At 38.8% G+C, this 24,358-nt stretch carries 18 protein-coding genes, 1 tRNA gene and 1 CRISPR repeat array; of the genes, 5 read left to right on the top strand and 14 right to left on the bottom strand.

Translation table 11 applies throughout. From position 1 onward, the window contains the following. Positions 1-41: 41 nt before the first annotated feature. On the bottom strand, positions 42-1,715 hold the full coding sequence (locus AC2D3N_RS17860; RefSeq protein ID WP_484691679.1) for a hypothetical protein: 1,674 nt from the start codon (positions 1,713-1,715) through the stop codon (positions 42-44). Between the two features lie 196 nt (positions 1,716-1,911). Here AC2D3N_RS17860 and glmM point away from each other — a divergent pair, with 196 nt between their 5' ends. The 5 genes from glmM (at position 1,912) to AC2D3N_RS17835 (ending at position 8,448) form a co-directional block, all read left to right on the top strand. Continuing rightward, positions 1,912-3,387, top strand: coding sequence for a phosphoglucosamine mutase (gene glmM, locus AC2D3N_RS17855; protein WP_079680977.1), 1,476 nt, complete (start codon positions 1,912-1,914; stop codon positions 3,385-3,387). 144 nt (positions 3,388-3,531) lie between these two features. Further along, positions 3,532-5,148: a hormogonium polysaccharide biosynthesis protein HpsL gene (hpsL, locus tag AC2D3N_RS17850; RefSeq protein ID WP_079680978.1), complete on the top strand. Its 1,617-nt coding sequence runs from the start codon at positions 3,532-3,534 to the stop codon at positions 5,146-5,148. Between the two features lie 95 nt (positions 5,149-5,243). Continuing rightward, the gene (gene hpsN, locus AC2D3N_RS17845; protein WP_484691678.1) at positions 5,244-6,230 is read left to right on the top strand and encodes a hormogonium polysaccharide biosynthesis glycosyltransferase HpsN; all 987 of its coding nucleotides are present in this window, start codon (positions 5,244-5,246) and stop codon (positions 6,228-6,230) included. 112 nt (positions 6,231-6,342) lie between these two features. Next, entirely contained in the window at positions 6,343-7,515 is a 1,173-nt protein-coding gene (gene hpsO, locus AC2D3N_RS17840; RefSeq protein WP_484691677.1) for a hormogonium polysaccharide biosynthesis glycosyltransferase HpsO, read from the top strand. A gap of 153 nt (positions 7,516-7,668) precedes the next feature. Then, a complete protein-coding gene (locus tag AC2D3N_RS17835) occupies positions 7,669-8,448 on the top strand; it encodes an MBL fold metallo-hydrolase (RefSeq protein WP_079680981.1) in 780 nt (259 codons plus the stop codon). A 56-nt stretch (positions 8,449-8,504) separates the two neighbouring features. Here AC2D3N_RS17835 and AC2D3N_RS17830 read toward each other — a convergent pair whose 3' ends face one another. The 13 genes from AC2D3N_RS17830 to AC2D3N_RS17770 all read right to left on the bottom strand — a co-directional run bounded on the left by AC2D3N_RS17830 (position 8,505) and on the right by AC2D3N_RS17770 (position 24,065). Then, the gene (locus AC2D3N_RS17830) at positions 8,505-8,957 is read right to left on the bottom strand and encodes a DUF29 domain-containing protein (RefSeq protein ID WP_484691676.1); all 453 of its coding nucleotides are present in this window, start codon (positions 8,955-8,957) and stop codon (positions 8,505-8,507) included. 65 nt (positions 8,958-9,022) lie between these two features. Continuing rightward, the gene (locus AC2D3N_RS17825) at positions 9,023-9,484 is read right to left on the bottom strand and encodes a hypothetical protein (RefSeq protein ID WP_079680983.1); all 462 of its coding nucleotides are present in this window, start codon (positions 9,482-9,484) and stop codon (positions 9,023-9,025) included. A 70-nt stretch (positions 9,485-9,554) separates the two neighbouring features. Further along, positions 9,555-11,517: direct repeats of the CRISPR family, unit length 37 nt; unit sequence GTTTCAATCCCTGAAAGGGATTATAGGTGATTTCAAC. 251 nt (positions 11,518-11,768) lie between these two features. After that, a complete protein-coding gene (cas2, locus tag AC2D3N_RS17820; protein ID WP_339394373.1) occupies positions 11,769-12,035 on the bottom strand; it encodes a CRISPR-associated endonuclease Cas2 in 267 nt (88 codons plus the stop codon). Between the two features lie 8 nt (positions 12,036-12,043). Further along, positions 12,044-13,048: a type I-D CRISPR-associated endonuclease Cas1d gene (gene cas1d, locus AC2D3N_RS17815; protein ID WP_079680985.1), complete on the bottom strand. Its 1,005-nt coding sequence runs from the start codon at positions 13,046-13,048 to the stop codon at positions 12,044-12,046. A 94-nt stretch (positions 13,049-13,142) separates the two neighbouring features. Next, positions 13,143-13,739, bottom strand: a complete 597-nt coding sequence (cas4, locus tag AC2D3N_RS17810; protein ID WP_484691675.1) for a CRISPR-associated protein Cas4 — start codon at positions 13,737-13,739, stop codon at positions 13,143-13,145. An 89-nt stretch (positions 13,740-13,828) separates the two neighbouring features. Continuing rightward, complete coding sequence (gene cas6, locus AC2D3N_RS17805; protein ID WP_484693772.1) at positions 13,829-14,653, bottom strand: CRISPR-associated endoribonuclease Cas6; 825 nt, start codon at positions 14,651-14,653, stop codon at positions 13,829-13,831. A 253-nt stretch (positions 14,654-14,906) separates the two neighbouring features. Further along, complete coding sequence (cas5d, locus tag AC2D3N_RS17800) at positions 14,907-15,611, bottom strand: type I-D CRISPR-associated protein Cas5/Csc1 (RefSeq protein ID WP_484691674.1); 705 nt, start codon at positions 15,609-15,611, stop codon at positions 14,907-14,909. Further along, positions 15,608-16,630, bottom strand: a complete 1,023-nt coding sequence (gene cas7d, locus AC2D3N_RS17795; RefSeq protein ID WP_079680989.1) for a type I-D CRISPR-associated protein Cas7/Csc2 — start codon at positions 16,628-16,630, stop codon at positions 15,608-15,610. Before cas7d ends, cas5d begins: the two co-directional genes overlap by 4 nt. Positions 16,631-16,954: 324 nt before the next feature. Beyond that, entirely contained in the window at positions 16,955-20,284 is a 3,330-nt protein-coding gene (cas10d, locus tag AC2D3N_RS17790; protein WP_484691673.1) for a type I-D CRISPR-associated protein Cas10d/Csc3, read from the bottom strand. Positions 20,285-20,366: 82 nt separating this feature from the next. Beyond that, a complete protein-coding gene (locus AC2D3N_RS17785) occupies positions 20,367-20,912 on the bottom strand; it encodes a transposase (protein WP_484691672.1) in 546 nt (181 codons plus the stop codon). A gap of 391 nt (positions 20,913-21,303) precedes the next feature. Then, a complete protein-coding gene (gene cas3, locus AC2D3N_RS17780; protein ID WP_484691671.1) occupies positions 21,304-23,541 on the bottom strand; it encodes a type I-D CRISPR-associated helicase Cas3' in 2,238 nt (745 codons plus the stop codon). Between the two features lie 174 nt (positions 23,542-23,715). Continuing rightward, entirely contained in the window at positions 23,716-23,949 is a 234-nt protein-coding gene (locus tag AC2D3N_RS17775) for a hypothetical protein (protein ID WP_484691670.1), read from the bottom strand. 42 nt (positions 23,950-23,991) lie between these two features. Then, a tRNA-Arg gene (locus AC2D3N_RS17770) sits at positions 23,992-24,065 on the bottom strand. Between the last annotated feature and the right edge of the window lie 293 nt (positions 24,066-24,358).

The raw sequence follows: 24,358 nt of genomic DNA, 5'->3' as shown, positions 1-24,358 counted from the left end.
CTAAATATTATCGTTTGATAAATTGTCTCTATAATACAAGATTAATTCGATAGTTTAACAAACTTACCCGATGAATACAATAATAAATCCTGAAAACGGCTAGGATTGTTGAGGGTCAGGGTGTAGCTTTGGGGTTGTACATCACCGACTTGATAGTCTTTAGTGACTAATGTATTTTTGGGTGTGGGAAAAAATAGGGTTTGGGGATTGGATAATTGAAATTGAAATTGATTGGGTTTTAGGGTATTAACTATAATTTCGTCGCTGGGTTCTCGGAGGGTATTCATCATCACTAATAAAATTTTATTTGTATAAAATCTCACAGTTTCAAAGGGTTTATCCGTGGATTTCTGTTCAAATTGAACATTAAAACGATTATCAATATCAAAAAGATACAGTCCTTGAATTAATCCGGTTCTGTATAGATAAGCTCCTCTAAAATTATCGGGAACAGTGGTAATAATCGGGGATTCTATGGGCATTTTTTGTATACTAGATAACAGACTTTCAGAAAGTTCCCCTGCGAATTTCCAGTTTTGGTTTGCGGTATTGAGAGATAATCCTAAACTGACTAATAAAATAGAGGATAGAATTAAACAGAGTTTAAAATTACTAACTAAAATAATAAAAATTAAGGCAATATAAATAGAAGTAAAACTAGACGCCCAATATAAATAACGTTCTCCTTGACTATCAAAAGGAGAAACAGAAACATTAATCGCGGGTAAAACACAAATCCAAAATCCTACAATAATTAAAAGTAAGGTTTGAGGAATATTAGACTGGAATTGATGGCGATAATAACTCACAATTACGGCAAATATAGAGATTAAAACTAAACCTATAAAAGCTAAAATCCAGAAGGTTAAACTAGAGTTAAATTGAGCCGACAAGAAACTACGCAATGGATAAATAATTATGTTATATAAAATTTGTATGGGATTAAATTTCAGATGAATGCCTTCTCCATAGCCTCCAACTAAGGTTCCTAATTTGAGATATCGCCAAATAAAATAAAATCCTAAAACTGCCATGTACCATAGAACATTAATCAAAGGTTTTTTGATAGTTCTGGACTTTTTTTGCGAATATTGATAGAATTCATAGGCGATAATTAACCCGGGAAAACTAACAATGGATTCCTTGCATAATAAGGCGGCTAAAAAGGCAATTAAGGAAATCCATAATTTTATGGGTTTACCAAAGTGTCTAAAGTTTAAATAAGTGCAAAAAGAAAGTAAGGCGAAAAAGGTAGCAATAACATCGGTGCGGGCGGAAATCCAAGAAACGGCTTCGGAATGGGAAGGTAATAATAGAAAAATAAATCCAGAAAAATAGGGAATAAACCGTTTTAGTTTTAAATCTATTCCTAAATTTAAACTCAATAAAAATGCTATACTTCCCACCAATAAAGAATTAGCTAAATGAAAGCCAAAATTTGTCAAGTGATAACCCAAAGGGTTCAAACCCCAGATTTTATAGTCTAAAAAACTAATCACTCCCAAGAGAGGACGAAAAAATAACGATTTACCATGCTGTTGATTGAACCATAACCCAAATGGCCCTAATTTAGACAATAATGCAATTAAAACAAAATCATCCGAGAGAAAAAAACTATTCAGGATACTAGAATAAGCAAGGAATCCAGTTAGGGCAATAATTCCGATTAAAAGAATTGAATAAAAAGACGATTTTGGCAAAATTTTTGTGACCATTAGGGTATTCAAAATAAATTCAGATTTTGATCCTTAAATCTTGTAGAATGACAATAGATCAGGAACAGATCAGATAAAATTAGTAAATTTCAACCCTCGTAATATATATCACATCGGTCAAAATCGTTGACCTTCGTTCCCGACGTGCTATGCTCCACATTGAGTGTGTGAATATATATTAAGAGGAGTGAATTTTATGGTCGCAACACCCGCTCGGACTCAGAACTTTAGTTCCCCGCAAAAAGAAGCCCATACCGCCCAATCTCGAACCATATCCCATTTCGGCTTTATCGATCAAGTTGGGGAACTCCCCACCACCCCATTATTTGGAACCGATGGTATCCGGGGACGGGTAGGCGGACTGCTAAACGCGCCTCTGGCTTTACAAGTGGGTTTCTGGGCGGGCCAAGTTCTCCGACATCAAGCCCACCATCCCGGCCCAGTCATATTAGGCCAAGATACCCGCACCTCCGGCAATATGTTAGCCATGGCCCTCTCCGCCGGACTAATTGCTGCGGGGTTGGAAGTTTGGCATATTGGGGTCTGTCCCACCCCTGGGGTTTCCTATTTAACCCTGACCTCCGAGGCTATTGGGGGAGTGATGATTTCCGCCAGCCACAACCCCCCAGAAGACAACGGAATTAAGTTTTTTGGAAAAGATGGTACAAAATTATCTACCGCCTTACAACAGCAAATAGAGGCGGGAATTAGAGGAAATGCGGATTTTCCGATTGTTTATAGCGACTGTGGCCAACACTATTATCGGCCAGAATTGATTAGAAATTATGCCCAATCTCTACATAGGCCATTACTCCCAGCCACGAATTTACAGGGAATGCGGGTGGTTTTAGATTTAGCCTGGGGGGCGGCAGTTCCCTTAGCAACCCAAGTCTTTACAGAAATGGGGGCGGAGGTGATTTGTCTCCACGATCAACCCAATGGCCATCAAATTAATGTTAATTGCGGTTCTACCCATTTACAAGCCCTACAACAGACGGTTTTAGAACACAATGCCGATCTCGGATTTGCCTTTGATGGGGATGCGGATCGGGTTTTAGCCGTCGATAGTCAAGGCCGAACGGTAGACGGGGATTATATTCTGTATTTTTGGGGCCAAACCCTCAGTAAAGCGGGACAACTCCCCGACAATTTAATTATTTCGACGGTGATGGCCAATTTAGGTTTTGAACGGGCTTGGCAACAATTCGGGGGCCAAATGATTCGGACTTCCGTCGGCGACCAGCACGTTCATGCCGAAATGAAACGGACAGGGGCGATGTTAGGGGGCGAACAGTCGGGACATATTCTCTGTCACCATTATGGAATTAGTGGCGATGGGTTAATGACAGCTTTGCATTTAGCCACATTAGTTAAACGTTCCGGTCAGTCTTTAGCAGAATTAGTTAATAATAGTTTCCAAACCTATCCCCAACTATTAAAAAATATCCGGGTTGAGGACGTTCATCAACGGCGCAATTGGAAACACTGTGAACCAGTGATTAAAGCTATTGAAACCGCAGAACAAGCCATGGGAGATCAAGGTCGAATTTTAGTTAGGGCCTCGGGAACAGAACCTTTAATTAGGGTAATGGTAGAAGCCAAAAGTGCCGATTTAGCCGACTATTGGGCTGAACAGTTAGTATTAGTGGTTCAGCAACATTTAGCCATTTAACAGTTGATATTATTTTAAATAAATGATTTATCGCTGGTGGGAAAGGGTTCGATTGAATTCCTATCCCCCTATGATTTGTTTGGCTTTTTTTAACAGTCCCTTGAAACTTGATCTATAATAGGGCTAAATTCACGCCCTATTCCCATGGTTATCAAAGCCAAAAAAAAGCGAAAAACCACTAAAAAAAAATCCCAATCCAAGAAACCAACATTAAGTAAAACAGAGATTAAACTTCGGCAGAAGCAAAGGTCAAAAGCGATTAAGAAAGTTATATCTTCATCGTCAGGAATTATTACTGCTGCTGCTGTTGTGGGAGTGATTTTATTTATTGTTGCTGGCCCGAAATTAGCGATCGCCGGGGGAGGAGGAATTTTAATTGTAGCCCTATCATATCTTTACCCGGATATGGCATTCTGGGGTTTTTTAATTTATTTACCATTTAGTGGCACAGTCACCTACTGGATTGGTGGAGGCAGCCCCATATTTCAACTGGCTAAAGATGGCTTTTATTTTCCCGCCTTATTTGCCAAATATAAGGAATGGAAAAGCAAGCGAATGCCGATGATTGTTCCCAAAGGATTAAAGCAACCTTTGATGGTACTTCTCGCCATTTGTGGTTTAACTTTATTGTTAGTCAATGGATTACAACAACTCAAACCTGAAGGCGGCGACAAACCGATTTTACTCGGACTAATGGGGTTAAAATCCTTTATTGGATACCTACCCTTAATTACCTGTGCCTACTATCAAATTAAAGGCAAAAAAGAACTATTATTTTTAACTCGTTTAACCCTGATTTTAGCCATAATTTGTTGTGTTTTAGGAGTCATACAATATCAATTTCTAGTAAGTGGTCGTTGTAAAGGAACCGATCACCTTACCGGGGATGATTTATTCAAAGCCACTCTGGATGCTAAATGTTTTGTCGGCGGGTCTTTAGTATTTAGTCCCTCTCAAAACATGATTCGTTTACCCGGAACCTTTGTGGCTCCTTGGCAATGGGCCTGGTTTTTAATTGCTAATGCCTTTTTTACCTTTGCTAGTGCCTTTAGCGATCCTTCTCCCCTTTGGCGAATGACTGGTTTAATCGGAATGGTAATGGTATTTATAAATGCCGTAATTTCCGGTCAACGAATTGCCTTAGCATTAGTTCCCGTTGTGACTATTATTCTATTAGTTTTAACCGGACAAGTTGCCAACTTAAAACGATTTCTCCCCATCCTAGCCGGACTAGGTTTAATCTTAGGAATTGCAGCCGCAGCCAGCCCAGCATTTTTACAAGAACGAGTCGATAGTTTTGTCAGTCGTTGGAATGCTTCCCCCCCCACGGATTTCATTTCCGAACAGTTTGGACAAAGTAGTGGCGGGCAAAAAGGGATTTTAGGAAAAGGACTAGGACGAGCTACCAATGCCGCTCGGATCTTTGGGAAAACCGCCTTAATTGAAACCTACTATCCCAAAATGATTTTTGAAATTGGGCCAATTGGAGTCGCAGGTTTTCTCTATTTAGTGACTACCATGGTCGTGATTGGGTTTAAATCCTATCGTTCCGTTAAAGATAAAAATTTACGCAGTTTTGGGGCTTGTTTTTGGGTTTTTGTGTTAATTATTAGCTACAATACTTACTATTACCCCCTAGATGTTGATCCCGTCACGGTTTATTATTGGTATTTTGCCGGGGTACTGTTTAAACTACCCGAAATTGATCGGGAAGAACGAAAAAAACTCATAGAAGCAGGTGAACTAGATCCAGATATCTAAATGATCCTGTTAATAATTAGGTGGGTGCATTTAGAGCAATTTTTTAGATAAACTATCAGATCTATCCTTGAAACCTGATATCAGGAGAAAAATTAATGAATTTACCTTTAATTTCTGTGATTATTCCTACCTATAACCGTGAACAAGTATTGCGTGAAACCTTAGCAGAAGTATTACAACAAACCTATCCTAATTTTGAAGTTTTAGTCGTCGATCAAACCCTAACCCATGAACCCGAAACCCAAACCTATTTAGAACAGTTAACTCAAGCCGAAAAAATTAAATGGTATCGTTTAGATTGGGCGAGTTTACCAGGTGCGAGGAATTACGCCGTCCGACGTTCTCAAGGAGATATTCTATTATTTATTGATGACGATGTGCAACTTCCCGAAGGATTTTTAATGGCTCATGCCCGTAATTATATCCCAGGAGAAACCGCCGCCCCCGAGAAAATTGGCGCCGTTGCGGGACGAGTTTTTGATCGGATGAAATTAAGCGATTCTGGGGGAGAATTAACCATTGAAAACTTACCTGCTGAAGCTCAAGATCCTGGTATTGCTTGGTATCATCTTGATTTAGTTCATACGATTAAACCCCAACAAGTGATTTCTGCCAGAGGATGTAATATGTCCTTCCGGCGAGAAATTTTTGAGCAATTTGGTTTAACCTTTGATGAACGATTTAAAGGTAGTGCGGTGCGAGAAGAATCGGATTTTTGTTTAAGAATAAGACAAACAGGTTATGTTATTTGGTATGATCCAGAAGCCCATTTAATTCATTTAGGAGAAGAAGCCGGAGGCTGTCATGATATGAGTACCCGTTCCGTACAATATCAGATCACATTTTATCATAATCACTTTTTTATGGGGTTAAAAAACCTAACTCCTGGTCAATGTTTCCGCTTTTTTGCTAAACTATTTGATTGTCATGTTTTAGGACATCCCCCCTGTAATAAAAGTGGTTCTCCTCTAAAAATTATTAGTCGTTTCTTCTTCTATAAATTAGGCTTAATTAAAGCCCTAGGAACCTGGATTACCTCCCTTTGGGATCAAGGACAAATCTACACCCAACAAGACCCTTAACCCGTTGTTGCGCCGTTGTTGCGCCGTTGTTGCGCTTCAGCGCAAATCTTCTAAGAGGGGCTAAAGCCCAACAACAGTAACAGGATAAAAACATTAAAAATAGAAAAAACCTATGAAAATTTTAGTAGCCAGCCATACCTATATTGTTGACTTAAACCGAGAAAAATTCAGAGCCTTAGCCCGTTTACAACCCAATATAGAAGTAACAATTGTTGTTCCTAAACGTTGGCGACCTGGAGGAGTTCAGAATAAAATTATTGAATCTGAATATTTAGATGAAGGTAACTTTAAAGTTGTTCCTATTTCTAATTTTAGTCAAAATAATCAAGGCTTACTCACCTTTGGTTTAGATTTAGTCTCTCTTTTGAAAACTTTTAGACCGGATATTATTCAAGTTGAACAGGGTTCTAAAGCCCTAACCTATAGTCAATTTATTACTTTAAATAATCTTTTGGGTTTAAAAGCAAAAAATATCTTTTTTACTTGGTGGAATTTACCTTATGATTTAAAATTTCCCGTTGCTCTCCTAGAAGGATATAACCTTAAATATACCGATGGAATTGTTGTTGGAAATCAAGATGGCAAAGATATTTTACGAGAAAAAGGATATAATAAACCCATTGAAGTTATGCCCCAATTAGGCATTGATGAACATTTATTTAAACCCGAACCTCAACCGGAATTAAGAGCCGAATTAGGGATTAAACCTGATGAATTTGTAGTCGGATTTGTGGGGCGTTTTGTTGAAGAAAAAGGATTGATCACCTTAGCCAAAGCTTTATCTGGATTAAAAGAATATCCTTGGAAATGGGTATTATTAGGTCGGGGAGAATTGCGATCGCAACTCCTAGAAATAGCTGAAAAATTGGGATTTCAAGATCGATTAATATTAATAGAAAGTGTTCCCCATGATCAGGTACAACGCTATATTAACCTGATGAATACCCTGGTTTTACCCTCAGAAACCACCTACAAATTTAAAACCCTAACCGCCGCCGGGTGGAAAGAACAATTTGGTCATGTTTTAATCGAAGCTATGGCTTGTCAAGTTCCCGTTATTGGCTCCGACTCCGGTGAAATTCCCCACGTTATTGCTGATACGGGATTAATATTTCCCGAAGGAAATGATCAAGCCTTGCAAAACAGCCTAAAACAGTTAATCACAAATCCAGAATTAGCCAAACAGTTAGGAGAAAAAGGGTATCAACGAGCCATGACCCACTACACAAATAAAGCGCTCGCTCAAGAATTGCTAATCTTTTATCAACAATTACTTACTGATTAACTATACAATCTTACTATAGCAATCCCTGTAGGGGTTTGGTCTCCAAACCCTCTTTGCGCCTGGGTTTGGAAACCAAACCCCTACGATAAAATATTACTCCCCATTTTTTTGATTTTTTTCTACAATAGTAGTGATCTAATAGAATCAACCCCTATGTATTTTACCTGGCTTGATAGTAATTCTTGGTTACTGGAAATAGGCGGAAAACAAATTTTGATTGACCCTTGGTTAGTGGGTGCATTAACCTTTGGGAATCAAACTTGGTTATTTAAGGGGGAAAGACGAAATCCCCGACCCATTCCCCAAAAGATTGACTTAATTTTATTATCTCAGGGTTTGGAAGATCATGCCCATCCTGAAACCTTAAAACAACTGAATAAAAATATCCCAGTTGTGGGTTCTCCGGGAGCCGCAAAACTTGTCCAAGAGTTAGGATATACTCAAGTTCACGCTTTGGAACATGGAGCCACCTATTGTTTAGAAAATCAGGTAGAAATTAAATCCCTTCCGGGTTCTCCTATTGGCCCAACAACCATTGAAAATGCCTATCTTTTGAAGGATTTAATAACAGAAAATACTGTATATTATGAACCCCATGGATATCATGATGCTCAGTTAAAAGAACTGGCTCCGATTGATGTTGTGATTACGCCATTAATTGATATTAGTTTACCTTTAATTGGGCCGATTATTCGGGGACAAAAAACAGCATTGGAGTTGGCTAAATTAGTCAGTCCCCAGGTGATGTTACCCACCGCAGCCGCCGGGGATGTGGTCTATGAAGGGTTGTTAGTTTCGTTATTAAAGGTAAGTGGTAATTTAGAGGATTTTCGGTCTATGTTAGCGAAGGAAAATCTATCGACTCGGGTACTCAACCCCCAGCCGGGAGAAGGTTTTGAAGTGGTATTAGAGCGGCGTCGGGTGGGTGTTTAATTCACAACCCATAGCAGGGGCGTATTCATGCGTCCTCGCTTCCTAACTGCTTTGCCTTATTCCCAAAAATCTAGGTTAAGAAGGTCATCTAAGGAGCGGGTAAATTGCCAAGTATCAGGAAATTTTGTATTTTTATATTCGGGTTGGAGTTTTTTTAGGCACTGCTGATAAACTGCATCCAGGACTTGGGGATAGTCATTCTGTAAGCTAGGAGAAATTTCAATCAAGTCTTCAATTTCGGGGCGAATGTTGCGAATTCTCCTTTCCCAGCCATGATATTCTAGGGGCATATCAACATAGTAGCGTTTCATGATATGTTCTACTAATGCCCGCATTTGTCCTTTAAAGGCATTTTTCTGGGCTTTCCCTAAAGAATCTATCTCCTCAATTAAGTTGGCAATATCTAATTGTTTAAAGTCTCGATTCTGTAAATGGGTGCTCGTTTCTTCTGTCCATTTTAAAAAGTCGCGATCATACAATAATTTTAGGGGAATTAGGGATTGGGTCATGGGTTGATTAATCCTAATTTATAGGGATTATAGGTTATTGCAACGTGGTGAGGAAGCGATCGCACTTAGTTGATCTCAACTCTATACATATACTCAAATTCTGAGGGGGATGCCATCTCAAGAATGTAGTTTCCTGTTTTAGAGGCAGAATAATTGAATGAAGTTGTCCCCAGATAGCCAAAAATGTTTTTTACTACCCTACTTTGATCATCTCGCAATGTGAAATAAACAATAGGATCATCCACGCTTCGGAATGGAACTTGAACTAAAACAGGAGTGAGGAAAACAGTATCCCCTTCATTTAAGTGAATAAAGATGGGTTGAATCGATCTACTGTTTTGATCACCCGACAATTCCTGAGTCTGTCCTTTTTTGATAGTTACCCTTTGCAAATTTAGTGTAATAAAGCCATCGTTGCTAGTCGGTATACCATCTCGTATTCGGCTATTTTGAGCTAAACAAAGGGAACCCCCGATGACAGAGGAAACTAGATAACTTGATAGAAGTAATGAAAAGAGTTTTTTCATACATTTAGAAAAACAATTACAAATTTTACTCTGTTACTTAGAAACTACTAACTTAACATTAGAATTTATAGTTTCAATCCCTGAAAGGGATTATAGGTGATTTCAACAAAATCTCTCGCGATTCTTTAGGGATTTAAGGGGATGGGGTTTCAATCCCTGAAAGGGATTATAGGTGATTTCAACCAGTTTCTCCCGTTGGTTCGACTGCTGCCATAGCCAAGTTTCAATCCCTGAAAGGGATTATAGGTGATTTCAACCTTCTGATTTAAGTAATTGCGTTGTCCCTAGCGTCCCATTGTTTCAATCCCTGAAAGGGATTATAGGTGATTTCAACACTTATGAAACCCTCAAGAATTGCCGTTGTTTCCCTTCTGTTTCAATCCCTGAAAGGGATTATAGGTGATTTCAACTTAACAGGAATAGCAAAGAAACCAATTATAACTTTAAGTTTCAATCCCTGAAAGGGATTATAGGTGATTTCAACTGGCTACAACAAAATTGGATTTGATGATCTTTCCGATGAAGTTTCAATCCCTGAAAGGGATTATAGGTGATTTCAACCAACGTTCCTGACGAAACCTTAGTAGCCTTGCCTTCGTGTTTCAATCCCTGAAAGGGATTATAGGTGATTTCAACGTAGGAGAGGATGATGACCAAAATCTTGTTCCAACAGTTTCAATCCCTGAAAGGGATTATAGGTGATTTCAACACTTTTTGAGTTTAGCAATGCTAGCAAGCTAATCCTGTTTCAATCCCTGAAAGGGATTATAGGTGATTTCAACTACTGGTTTCGGTCTGAAGTCGTTGTTCCTCTGCCAACACGTTTCAATCCCTGAAAGGGATTATAGGTGATTTCAACCGATTACTATTATCCTAATCGGGGATTTGCCTCGGGTTTCAATCCCTGAAAGGGATTATAGGTGATTTCAACTCGACAGGCAACAATAACCGTGAGCTTATCACCTCGTTTCAATCCCTGAAAGGGATTATAGGTGATTTCAACCGGAAATTTACATAAACCGCCATGTGATTCTAGCTGTTTCAATCCCTGAAAGGGATTATAGGTGATTTCAACAACCCTAATAACAGTTGTAGTTGTAATTTTGTCGTTGTTTCAATCCCTGAAAGGGATTATAGGTGATTTCAACCTCAAAGCAACTGGGTGACTGTCCCTACTAATTATGTTTCAATCCCTGAAAGGGATTATAGGTGATTTCAACATTTCTAATCCGTTTTCTTTAAAGTTATCGCCACCTGTTTCAATCCCTGAAAGGGATTATAGGTGATTTCAACACCCATTAACTTGTTCACCTTGTGTCACATAGCCAATATGTTTCAATCCCTGAAAGGGATTATAGGTGATTTCAACAATAAATCATTAGTAGACAATTTAGGAATTATTTGGTTTCAATCCCTGAAAGGGATTATAGGTGATTTCAACAAGGATGAGGGGAGCATTTTTTTTTACAAATTTATGTTTGTGTTTCAATCCCTGAAAGGGATTATAGGTGATTTCAACTTTTGATTCTCTCACTTTAGTCTGTACGGTTATGTTTCAATCCCTGAAAGGGATTATAGGTGATTTCAACTGGAAATGGTGTGGCAATCTTCCTAAAGGGATTGCTGGTTTCAATCCCTGAAAGGGATTATAGGTGATTTCAACAGAAGCGTTAAAAGATGTACAAACCTATATTAAAGTTTCAATCCCTGAAAGGGATTATAGGTGATTTCAACTAGCATTGACTGTGTTTTTCGGCGTTAAGGATTTGTTTCAATCCCTGAAAGGGATTATAGGTGATTTCAACTTGAAGCCATCGCCGTCTTGCCAGCCCAAGGGCCGTTTCAATCCCTGAAAGGGATTATAGGTGATTTCAACTCGACGAGATGGTCGATCATTTTGAAAGTGTAGGGAAATTAGGTTTCAATCCCTGAAAGGGATTATAGGTGATTTCAACTTATGACGATAAATGCCCTCACCTAATCCCATCTTTAATAGGTTTCAATCCCTGAAAGGGATTATAGGTGATTTCAACCGCAGGCTTCTGAAACCCTTGATATATTTAGTTTTCGAGGTACGATTCTGACAACCTGGATTGAATGTATCATTTCAGCCATCGACTTGTCAACAGGCAAAAACAAAAAAAAGCTGAAACCCTATCTCCATAAAGCATTCAGGAATTCTGACAACCTCCCCAGATAGTCGAGAGGGTTCAAACCCAGAACAGATAGAAGTTTCAGCCATTAATTTAGCCACCCTTTCCCAAACAGCTATAGGTTGTCGCCACTAAGCAAAAAAAATCGTACTATCGCGTAGCTGTTCACCGCCGATACGTTCCACCTTACCCTGACAACAAGCACAGAGGAAATAAAAGCGAATACTATCCGTTTCAGGGTTAATAATTTTGTTAAGACGCGATCGCAATTTCGCATATTCCGTGTTCGTCAACTCGCATTCAAACACACTGTACTGCATCCATTGACCATAGGATTTTAAGATCGAATGAATTTTAGTGCGACGTTTATCCTCGGAAATATCGTAAGACACCACCATATACATAACTATCCTAACACCAAAGGCGGATATTTTTCAATGTCACCCATCAAATATTTGGCCAACAAACGGACTTGAAGTTCAAACGCCTCTTGATAAGTACATTGTTTCCCTAAAACTGGATGTTTGAACTTAGATTGTTTTTTCTGTTCATATAATTTCAGAAAAGTTCGCCGTCCTTCATCACTTAAAAACACCGCATTGCTAATCGCTTCCGTTGTAAAATCATCAGGAGTCAACTGTCTTAAATTAATCGCACTCAACACCATTGAATCCACCACCAAAGGTCGAAACTCCTCCATTAAATCCAACGCCAAACTCGGACGACCATAATGTTGAACATGGAGATAACCCAAATAAGGATCAAACCCAACTAAATTAACCGCACTTTGCACATCATGGCACAATAAAGAATAACCAAAACTCAGTAAAGCATTCACTGGATCGGTCGGTGGGCGACGGTTGCGAGTTTGAAAACTAAAACCATCTCCCCGAATTAATTGATCAAAAGCTCCAAAATAAGCCGCACTTCCCGCTCCTTCTAAACCGCGTAAAGAGTTAATATTATTAGTAGAAGAAATAGGAGCGATCGCATTATCCAAACGAGTCACACTATCATCTAATTGCAAATCAGAATATTTTCGCCCTTGTCGCAATAACAGCGTCCGATAATTCTTCAACTTTCCGCGCACAAATCCCCGCACCAAATGTAACGCTTGTTCCGATTCTCCCGCCGCTTGCCATTGAGCTTTTCTAACAAAAATATTCTTAGTCATTTCTGGCTCCAATCGTCCTAAATAACGCCCTGTTCCCGTTAAAAAGGTTAACGGAATATGCCGTTCTAAAAGTTCCTGAACCACCGCCGGAGACACCGTAGCCCGTCCTAAAATCACGATTCCTTCAACTTTAATTAACGGCACATCCAGAATATTCTTTTTATCCGCTTTTACCATTAATCTTTCATCGGTTTTACCAATAAAAGCATCATCAACCGTAACATAAACCGTCCCCATTCTATTAACCTCCAAAAAATGATGTGGGTTTTATAAAGTTATTACTGATTTATAAAAATCAGCGAGCGAGGACGCTCGCACTACCATAATTTATTCATACAATCACCTCCTGATATCGACTTACCTTTTCGGCAATTTTCGGCAAACAAGATTCATACAAACTGCAACCCAGACAACGTTTTTGATAAGTTGCTAAAGGTTGATTACCTGTTTGTAAAAGATCGAAAACTCGATCAATAATATTAATCGCCTGTTGTCGTAATATTGGAGAAATTTCCACAGGTTGACGTTGATGAGATTGGGCATAATAAATATAGCCCTTGGTTACTATTTTTCCGGTCATTTCTTCCAAACATAACGCTTGAGCAACCACCTGCATTTCATCATTATCCCATTCCCCCTTCCGTCCCCGTTTATATTCTACGGGGTAAAATTCTCCCGATTCCGATTCAATTAAATCCGATTTTCCGATTAATTTATAACGTTCCGATTTCAACCAAATCGCCCGAACTTGCCAAATTTCCTCACGATTTTGTTCTCCAAAACTATGAACGCGATCGTGCAAACTTGTGCCTTCTATGGTATACTGATTATCAACAAATTCCCCAGCACAAAACATTCGCCAACAGCGATGGGGACAATAGGCATATTGATTCAAAGACGAAATCGGAATATAATCAATCTTTTCCATAATTCACCTAACCTTAATTCGGGGTAAAAAATCAACAAAAGTTCTTGATTGAGTCAGCGAGTGAGGACACTCGCACTGCTTTTTTTGAATCAACGTTTAAAAATTCTCCTGACCATCCCCATACCCATCGGTGTTTTGCGTCCCACCCCGCTATAAAGAGCAAAATCCGCCAAAGTATTAATCTGTTTAATTAGCACCGGGTCTACATCTCCCATAATTCTAAAATTCATCATTCCCACACAGCCAATAAACTTACTCCGAGAATCCGCTAAAATCTCCGTTCTAATATTAAAAAAACTGGGAAAAATAGGTTCTAATAGAGTCTCCTCAAACGGAATAGAACTATATTGATTCCACCGTTTTAATAACGACTTAAACACGCTATCTCGCGTGGGTAAAGCTGAATCAAAACTACTTTGCCGAAAAGCTGTTGGAGTACAAAAAATTAAATCCATTTGACGATCTTCCTCCGATGCTTGTGCATATAATTGAGCATAAGATGAAAAATTTGCCCAAGGTTGAGTTGATTGAGAAGTTCCTAAAATACTGGTAATTTGTAAGTTTCCAGGGCCTAAATGCCAAGGTGTTTTAGGATTGAGATTCAACCACAAAGAACTAAGATTTGCAAATAAAGAATCATCCAATAAAGAAACTCGCCACCAACAGGAAGTTCCTTGCGAAATCGGTTGTTTATGTTGCCAAATTAGGGTTGATTCTCGATGAGAATAATTCGGAATTTGTAGAGGACTCAAAGTAAAAGCTTTATCCGCTTTTTGTTCATGTAAATGATTCCCTAAATCGTGGTCAACGGAACTCACCAAGGTTAAAAATAACGCATGAAGATGACGTCCGGTTAAATAGTTTAAAGGAATAGTTGAAAGTGGCAAAAGATTGAGAACAAGACTATGGGGCATAATTTCACCTTGATAATCGGTAGGGGCGGGGTCTTCCCGCCCAAATTCGGGGCATAATTTCATCCGTAGGGGCGGGGTCTTCCCGCCCAAATTCGGGGCATAATTTCATCCGTAGGGGCGGGGTCTTCCCGCCCAAATTCGGGGCATAATTTCATCCGTAGGGGCGGGGTCTTCCCGCCCAAAGGGGTCTTCCCACCCAAATTCGGGGCTGGGCGAGGAGACCTCGCCCCTACGGTTATAGGGTCAATACAAATTAGTTAAAACGGTATTGCATTTGGGCTGGAATTTGCAATTTTAGACATTCAACGGTGTAATATTCCCCTCGCATTCTGATATTACGAATTAAACTAACCGGAGGCATATTAATCGTGTCATAACTCAAAACTTGATGGGTAAACATCACATCCAGAGGATTCAAAGGATAGGGAAAAATAAATTCATTCTCTTGATATCGTTTGAGTTTTGGCAGTTCTTCAACCGTTAATTCTGCCTTACTTGCCCATTTTCCTAATCGAATCCATTTTGGCAGTTTTAAGGAGTTTTCAGTAATGATAAAAAACTCAAACTTGCTTTCGGGAGCAATTTCTTTTGTTCTGCCAAAACTGGGAATATTTTTTTGGGTTTTCTCCATCTCAACATGATAGTTATTATTGGCATATTTCCAAGTATTGAGAACCGCAGTATAGTTAACTGTTCTGGCGGGAGTTATATAAATTCCCTGTTGATTTAAAGGGGTTAAATGTTGCTCATATTTGGGAATTTGTTCAGGACAGAAATAACGATAAGAATCTTCCTCAGAAACCGTTGTTTGATAGAATGGGTTATCAACTAAACCCAAAGCATAACAAAGGGCATAATTATGTACAATGGGTTCGGTTTCATAGAGTCGCCCAATTTCACGAGTGGCAAAATAAAGGCTATCATGCAGTTCTATGGTGCAACGATAGATAATCGTCATGATTTATCCCCTGTTTTTGCTGCTGCTTTTTTCTTGCTGCTAATATGTTCTTTTGCATAGGCTTTTGCTTCCCCATCTGCTTGTTGCAAAAGTTGTTTGATGCCTTCCTCGTTTCCGGTGAGGGATTTGACTTCATTTAATAAGGATTGAAAGCGATCGCCAATCAAATCAGTATGGACAATAAACTCTTGAGACATTAAACCTTCAATTGCTGTTTTTGCAGATAAAATGACCTCATCTTCGTCTAAAGGATCAGGAGAGTTTAACGTATTATTAGCTTTCATGACATCATAAATCGCCTGTGTCCACCGTAAATTACTGGTAATTTCTCCATCAGCAAATATCACCCCGATTAATTCATTTCTAACTCGACCTGTGCGGGTGGTTTGTGCGCCATAATGACGGGTGCGTAAAATGTTATTAAATACATACAAAAATCCGGCTTCTGTTGGATCTTTCAGGGTGACAATACTGGGAAAAAACACTTGCGGACGAATATGATCTTGTTGATTAATTCGACTGGTAATTTCTCCGGGTTTTGAACCTCCTTCTCCTTTCGATGCCATTGTGCCATTTTCATAGGGTGCATTCAGTGTAAAAGTCTCATGAGATTCATCAAATGCAGTAATTGAAAATGCGGTATCAACGACAACTTTTGACTTTTCTGAACCGGAATCTCCAATGGCAAATCCATAAATAATACAGTCGGGATTATTCATGGCAAATTCAACATTATATTCACATTCTTCAGCCGTCATTAATCCATAATTTCGTAATAGTTCTCGACCGACTAAACGTTCTGGTGTGGACTGTTTCCGTTTGAACATTGACAGGCGACTGATGGTATTTTTATTCTCAATTCCTGCCCGAACTCGTGCTTTATTCAATTCTCCATCAGTTTGAAATAAAGGATAGGATTCTGTAATCCGAATAGTGAGAAAATGAACATATTTTCCCATCGGTTTGTAAGGAATTTCTTTATGAAAGAATTTAGACTCAACAGTTTTTAGAAATGTCATGATCGTTCTCCTTAAATACAGGTAAGGTTTTGTAAAAAATTCCCATCCACCGTAGGGGCGGGGTCTCCCCGCCCAAATTAAATCGCGGGCAAGGAAATATTTTTTGATGTTTCTATTTCATCCCCATACAAAATCAAATCGTAGTCAAGGAAATATTTTTATTGATTCCTATTTCCTGGTTATGGGAAGGAAATGTGATGTGATTTTTGGGTGGGGGTTGGGCGGGAAGACCCCGCCCCTACGGGATATTGCTCTGATTTTGGGTGGGGGTTGGGCGGGAAGACCCCGCCCCTACGGGATGTTTTAAGGGTTAGAAAACAAGTTTTAGGAAATGGTGTTTTCCTGTGCAATTAATTCCGGTTTATTTTGATTATCTTTGTCATCCTCTAAACGATACAAAAACTCACAGGTATCTCGTAATAAATTGAGTTGACGACCTGCAAGACGAGCGCGATCGCTGGCGAAGGATTTTTCAAACACATCAACGACAAAATATTGAGCAAAATTTAAAACCGCTTGTCGTTCTTCTTCACGGTTACTAAATACCCAACGTCCCTCAGCCGTAGACGCATGAACTCGATCCATTAATTTAAACACTTCCGCCGCTACTGCCATGACTAAAGTTTCTCCTTGAAACACCGTTGAATCAGCTTTTAAAATTGTTTCTGCTGCAATATCAATGGGTTTCAAAACAGCGTTACTTTTAGGACTATATCGCTTATTTGCTCGATAAAATTTGCGATAGAGTTCCGTTAGATTTTTGGGATGATTTAAGGGTGATTTTTCACTCACAATTAATGTCTCCTTTTCAAAATTAAAGGTTGTATAAGGGTCAAAACACGGATAAAAATGATAGGTGTAGAGTTTGATTTTTTCTACTCTTGCGGTTTCAGCCCCTTGATGTCTCACCCAACGATTTAAGTAGTTGAAAACATAGAGAGGACTGGTTTCAAAATCCTTTGCCAGTTCGCTTAATTTTCCCCAGTTAGCATCATAACCTCCTTTACCTTGTTTGGCATTAACATCAAGATGAATAGCATAGGCAACGGTGAGACTATTTAAGGGAGAAGGATGTTTAATTCCATTAGCATCATCCCAACCTTCGAGAATATAATCTAACCGAAAGCGATCGCGTCCAACTAATACTCGAAATGCTTGGGGTGCACTATCTAAGAAAACGCTTTCTTCAAATTCTGAGCCATCTTTAAAGGGGGGAATGGGAGACTCCGAAACTACCGTTTTCACATCTAAAATGATGGGAAAAGCGAAACTTAACCAAGTGGGCATTACCCAAGATTCTGTATCCGTGGGATCTTTTCCTGGGGGTAATGCCATGAAATAAAAGGTCAAGGGTTGATCTTCTGGATAGGAAAGTTTAAAGGTGCGATCGCGTTTATAATTGGGGTCTGTTTCCGGTAAAGTTTTCTTGTGGTCTAACTGTTCATCCATTAAGAAAGTATCAACGGTTTGATAGTGTTCTTTGTCTAAGTTCGCCACCCAATCTTTACTAATAAAATGATTGCGGAGACTCGTATCAAAGCGAGTTTGAGCAATTCCATTATAAGCTTTTTGCAAAAACTTATTGGTTTCTGGGGTAAAGTAATAAGTGGGATAAAAGTAAAGATAGCGATATTTTCCATCTTCAAATCGTTTCCCGACAGCTTGGGTTTGATTCATTAAAATTTGTCGCAGCATTAATTCTAAACCTGCAATACTAGAAATATTGCGTTTAGCATTAGAACCCCCTAACATTTGTTTATTGGTATAAACCTGCGGCGTGAATAAAACCTCTGACTCCATTTGTTCTTTGACCGTGTAAGGAGAGTGAGAAATAGAGCAGATGAGTTGTCGCCCTCGACCAGATTTTTTAGCCGCGTTGTAGTTGGTTAATTCCCGTAAAAATACCGTTGCTTGTTCGGAAAGATTAAGTTGATTTTGCGTTGGTAATATTATAACTTGTTGTACCCAATTTCGCAAGTCATCCCAACCATCAGGAAGTTGATATTGCTCAATAATCGGTTCAATCAAATCAGCAATATGATCAATAATATTATTGCAGATTTCTCGAACATTTTCAACTCCTGGATTGCGTTCTAAATATTTAGCTGCCAAAAAATACCATTCATAAGGAACACCCCCGGTATTGCCTTTTAATCCCTTATCTTTGAGACTTTCATTAATGGATTGAATGTCTCGAATTGCAGGTAAATATTCAGTCAACTGCCAAAATTCAGCGACTTGGTAAGTAATATCTAAATCGGTAATTTCAGGCAATTTTTTATTCTGTTTTCGAGCTTGATTAATTTTATCAACGCGATCGCCCCAAATCTTACGACTGACCACATCCCCAAATTCAGCGATTTGATCAACGCGAATATCATCATCAAACTGGAAGTTATAATTGGATGATAATACCCCTTTTTTCTGAAAATCAATTAAATTATCGCTACGACTTTTAGCGACAGATTTTTTATTTCCTGATAAAATTCTTAGAGTTGCATCTAACGCAATGTGCATCAAATCTCGATCTGTACAGAATAAATTATAATATTCTGCATATTTCATCCCCTTTCCATCTCGACCAAACCCCGTTTGTCGTAACCGAAGTTGACCTCCACAAAGTTGTTTGATTTTAGTAACAACTCGATTTGGTAAATCCAAAATATTGATTTCAGGAGCATTTTTTAGAGCTAAATAAATTACCCCAGTTGGCAAATATAAAAGCGGTTGATAGTAAATACAATCCTCAGTATTAAGACTGGTATACGCCTCCATTACCGCATTATTAACAACATTGGTTAAAACCCCTCGATTTTCAGTAATACTATGATAGGTAAATCGTAATTGACCATCACTTAAAACATAAATTAATTCTTGCAAACGAGTATTATCAGCATCTTGAGGATGTTTAACAATGGATGCTAAAGAATCCGCTAAACAAGTTAGATCAGAAAGATTTCTCAAAACCCGATCTTTAAGTAAAGGATTTAAACCAAATTCTGAAAAATTCCAGTTTGTATCATAGCGACGTTGAGCATTATACGCCATACATAATAAATCATCGATATACTCTCGATAATCTTCTGAATTGTTAGGATTAATAAAATAGTTTATTCCTAACTGTTGAACTTTCTGATCAATCATTAAACGATGTTGATCTAAAGACAATTGACGACAATTTTTTGGTGCATCGGGGAACTTTTCAAAGTCATGGAGAATAAAAGCTGCGATCGCTAATCTACGTTCTTTTTCCCCAACAATTCGCTGAATAGTTGTATTTAACTGTTGTAATCTTTTCTCAATTAAATTAGCCGGAAACAATCCATTTAAAAGATGAGTATTTAACGATTGATCCGCCGCATTATCCCGTCTAACTTTCTCTTTGCCTTCCGCTTCTCGTTTTTGATCAATTTCATCAAAAAACTTACCGCCTTTTGCTGTTACTCCAATGGCAATTTTTAGCAAGTTCGGTAATACATATTCTGCAAAATCTCTCATGACCACATCATCAGGATTTTCTGCTTGAATCGCTTCTCGAAGTAATTTTAGGGTTAAGAGTTCTCGTTGACTAGGCTCAATTGTCCGATCAGAATCTCCTTCAAACCCAAAATCATCATTAAACAAATTATCGTCATTCTCGGAATTATTCATCATTAGTATCTCCCAATATTCTTGTAGGGGCGGGGTCTTCCCGCCCAATACCCAAAATCAAAGCAGGATCAAATCGATTCAGTTTTTACCATTTAGAAGGATTATTAGGGTGTAATTGGTCAATATCCCAACGGAGAGGATTGTGTAAAATATATTCCCGCAGATTTTCCAAAGATTCTTCTGTGCGAATAATATGATCATAATAATTACGTTGCCAAATTTTTACACCCATCTGATTCCGAATCTTATTAATAGATTTAGTGGTTTGATATTTGAAATAACCCACTATTTGCCCCAAAATTGGTTTCCGTAGGGGCGGGGTCTTCCCGCCCTCCCTAGAATCATCGTTATCAAAATAGCGATCGCCAATCACAAGAATTCCATGAAAATGATTGGGCATAACAATCGCTAAATCAATTTCAATATTTGGGAAATGTTCAGGAATTTTCTGCCAATATTCATACACAATATCACCAAATTCATTAGCAATCATTACCCCATTTTCTATTGTTCCAAATACACATTTTCGATCTTGGGCGCAAGTCGTTAAAAAATAAGCCCCTGCTTGGCTGTAATCATATCCGCGTAAACGAATCGATTGGCGATTATGAATTCGAGGATCAAATTTCATGGCGGAATTGTTAATGTTTTTGGATAATATTGTGTACCAATTGTTATTGATTTTTGTAGGGGCGAGGTTGTCTCGCCCTCTTAAATTGGGTTGGGTATACCGGGATTGGGTTGGGCGGGGAGACCCCGCCCCTACGGAATGGGGAAATCAACATCATGATTATCTGTACGAATTGTTAGGGATTTTTGTAGGGGCGAGGTTGTCTCGCCCTCTTAAATTGGTTTGGGTATACGAGGGTTGAGGTTGGGCGGGAAGACCCCGCCCCTACGAGGAATAAAATTAGGCAGCCATTTGGGGAAAGTCCAATGGAATTGGATATGATGATCAACATGGCTGTAAAATATCTTAAAGTCTTGAGCCAAAAACACAGAATCCCATTCAGGGATTGAAACTAAGCAATCCATACTTCTCCTCCTTGACTTTTGAATCGATAGGCGAGGGTGTCCAACAACAAGGCACTTTGACCGAAGGCGATGGAATAGGGAGCAGTGACATCATGAAAACTGTATTGATCACTGATAGGATAAATTTGAAAGTGCATAGGTAATTTTAGCCGCATCCGAACTTCCGTCACTGGACGACGCAGAATATAGGACACTAACCCTTCCTTTCTCAGTCGTTTATTAATTTCAACAGCCCAACGGTTATCGGGTTGCCAAATTTCAATTCCGGTTAACACCTGTACTTTCCAAGCATCTGCAAAAGGTTGTAAATTCCCTGGATAAGTAAATTTCCAATTCGATCTTTCCTCTCGATACCGATGTAATTTCATAAAGGCAAGGCAGTGATTAAAACGACCTTTAGGAATCGGTTGTCCTGTTTTTTCGGCTGTTTCTTTAAGTGATCGCATAAACCCTGCTTCTGTCCAAATTTCTATCTCTAAATTGCTTAAAATTCCGGGCAGATCATAGGTTTTAAAGCGGTCGCTTTCTTGAGTTTCGGTGAAATCATATAACCCACATTGTAACGGACTAGAACCCCGAAAACTACAAGCATCGTCAGCAATTGGATTTCCTTTTTTCCCTGAAAGGCGATACCATTCTTCTCCCCATCCTTTAATTTTTCCAGCAACTCTTTTTAAAGAAGTCTCGAATACTTTTTCGCATCCTTCCCAAAATTTTTCTCGACTTTCGGCATATTGTTGTTTAATTTTAGGATTGTTTAAATCATAAGCTAATCGAAAAGATTGCACTGCACCCCATCGGGAATAGTATTTGTCAAAGTCGTTGATTTGGCGGTATTTTTCCTTAATTATATTTTGCAGAAAAATTCGGTCATAAGTTCCTTCTGGTTGCAAAGGAGGGGAATTTACATCAAATAAGCGTTCAACTAAAAACTTGGGAACTAGAGCATAAGCAGTGAATTGATTAAATTGAATCTCTTGTCCGTTTTTTTCATATTTTGAATGTCGCCCTAAGCGTCCTAACCGTTGAATAAAGTTACCCGCATCTGAGGATTCAAAAATTAGGAAGTTAATTTTAAAATCTACCCCAATATCAATGGTACTGGTTCCCAAAACCAAGTCAGCAGAAAGCGATTGCTCTTTTTCTGCTTTGGCTGAAAGTCCGGTATTTTCCCCAACGGTTAAACCATAAGATTGCAATAAGTTTTGAAAGAAAGGAACTAACCGTTTCACCGCAGCAATAGAATTCAGAATAATCGCTCCTTTGCTACCGGAATGCTGTTGAAAGTATTGTAAAATTAAAAGGCTATTTTCTTGTAACCAAGATTCAGAGGCTTTTGAGGCAGATTCTAAAGGAATAAAATTTAACTGAATTTCCCCTGAAACCTTTCGCCAATGATCGGCTTCAAGTTGTTGCTGTGAGGTAATATCCTCTGGAAATTGATACTTATTTTGTTGAACTGGATCAATCAGATGACAAGAAAAGCCAGCTTCTTGTAAACGGTTAAGTAACTGAGGATTAGGGGTAGCTGATAGAAATAAGAATTTTTTATGATTACCACTACGTCGTTTTAATCCACTGGTATAACGAATCAATAACAGCGTATTGAGAACACTGGCAATTTGCGGCTCTCGGAAAACATGAAATTCATCGAAGATCAATAAATCAAAATTTCGATCAATCCGATTCCATAATTGATCAGGGTTATCATTCTGAAAAACATAAGCACCCCGATAAATATAATGAAAAATATCAGGATTGGTAACTAGAATTTCTGATTGTCCTGTGCGATTTGCGATCGCTGCTGATTTCTTTAAGCCTTCGGTTTCTGCATAAATTTCTAACTCTAAACCGCTTAACCGATTAACACGGGGTTGGTGTTTAGGTTGAAATTGTTCGAGATAATGATTAATTTGTAATTCTTGATCACGGCCGAGTTCATTAGTGGGATAAAGACCAATAGCACAATAATATTCGGGGAAGGTTTTCAAATAGGCCGCTAAACTTTTGCCATCCCCCGTCATCGCCGTATTAAAAACAATATCAATATTCGGATCACTCAACGCTTTGAAGGTTTCCGCCTGATGCCAAGCTAATGTCCAACCAGGGGGTAACGTCACCCCTGGCAACTGTTCTGAGGCTGGGCAAGAATAAACAGGCTTGAGTGTGATAGAGTAGGTATTCACAATTAAACTTTCCTGTTTTACGACAAAATATACTGACATTTACTAATATTGCACACCCATTCATAAAATACAAGTACATTTTGTGATTATTTTTGAAAATGGCTAGAAAAAAAGAAACCCTAACCCTATCTGTCCCCCCTAACTAAAGAAAAGCTCGAAGACAGCGCTCGATGCCTAAATATCAAATGAGGCGATAATCCTAGTGTATCAGGGTTAGTAGGTGCGATCGCCCTTTCCTAACTCGAAGCAGAACAGCAAATAAAGGGAAGTGATGCCACCCTCAGAATTCAACAAAAGTGTAATTGCACTTTGCGATGACCCAGCTTTAGCAGCCGTATCAAAATCAGTTTCAGTTCCACAGCTAGTATTGGCTATGGAACTGAAACTGTGAATGGCTGTCCCCAAAAACAGAAAGTGCAGATAAAGTTGGAGAAAATCTCTCCACACTTTTTCTACACTTTGGCGGGTTCTAAAAGCCTGGAAATTTAACGGGTGTGGAGGGATTCGAACCCCCGACAGACGACTTAGAAGGTCGCTACTCTATCCACCTGAGTTACACACCCAACCTAAAAGTATTTTACCTTATTCCTTCTCAATTTTTAACATAATCTCAAAAGACTTTTTCTCAAATCCCAAAAGAAAGCCAAAGGGAAAAATTCTTGATGAAGACCGCCCCTAGTCAGGCCAAGTACAGGATTATTAATCCCAAGGCCCTTTTATTTCCGTCTTGTTGGTGCCTATGTTATGATCAGTGGTGTTTTAAACAGAACTGCAACCCAGATTAATAGTAATGCAGACTGTAATGGTGCAACCAGTGTTATTCATGATCGTACCGATAAATAACATTGGGATTGGA

The organism is Planktothrix sp. PLAVEN19ND, from assembly GCF_057220675.1.
The sequence above is the reverse complement of the archived record's forward strand: the minus strand, read 5'-3'. Positions and strand labels throughout refer to the sequence as shown.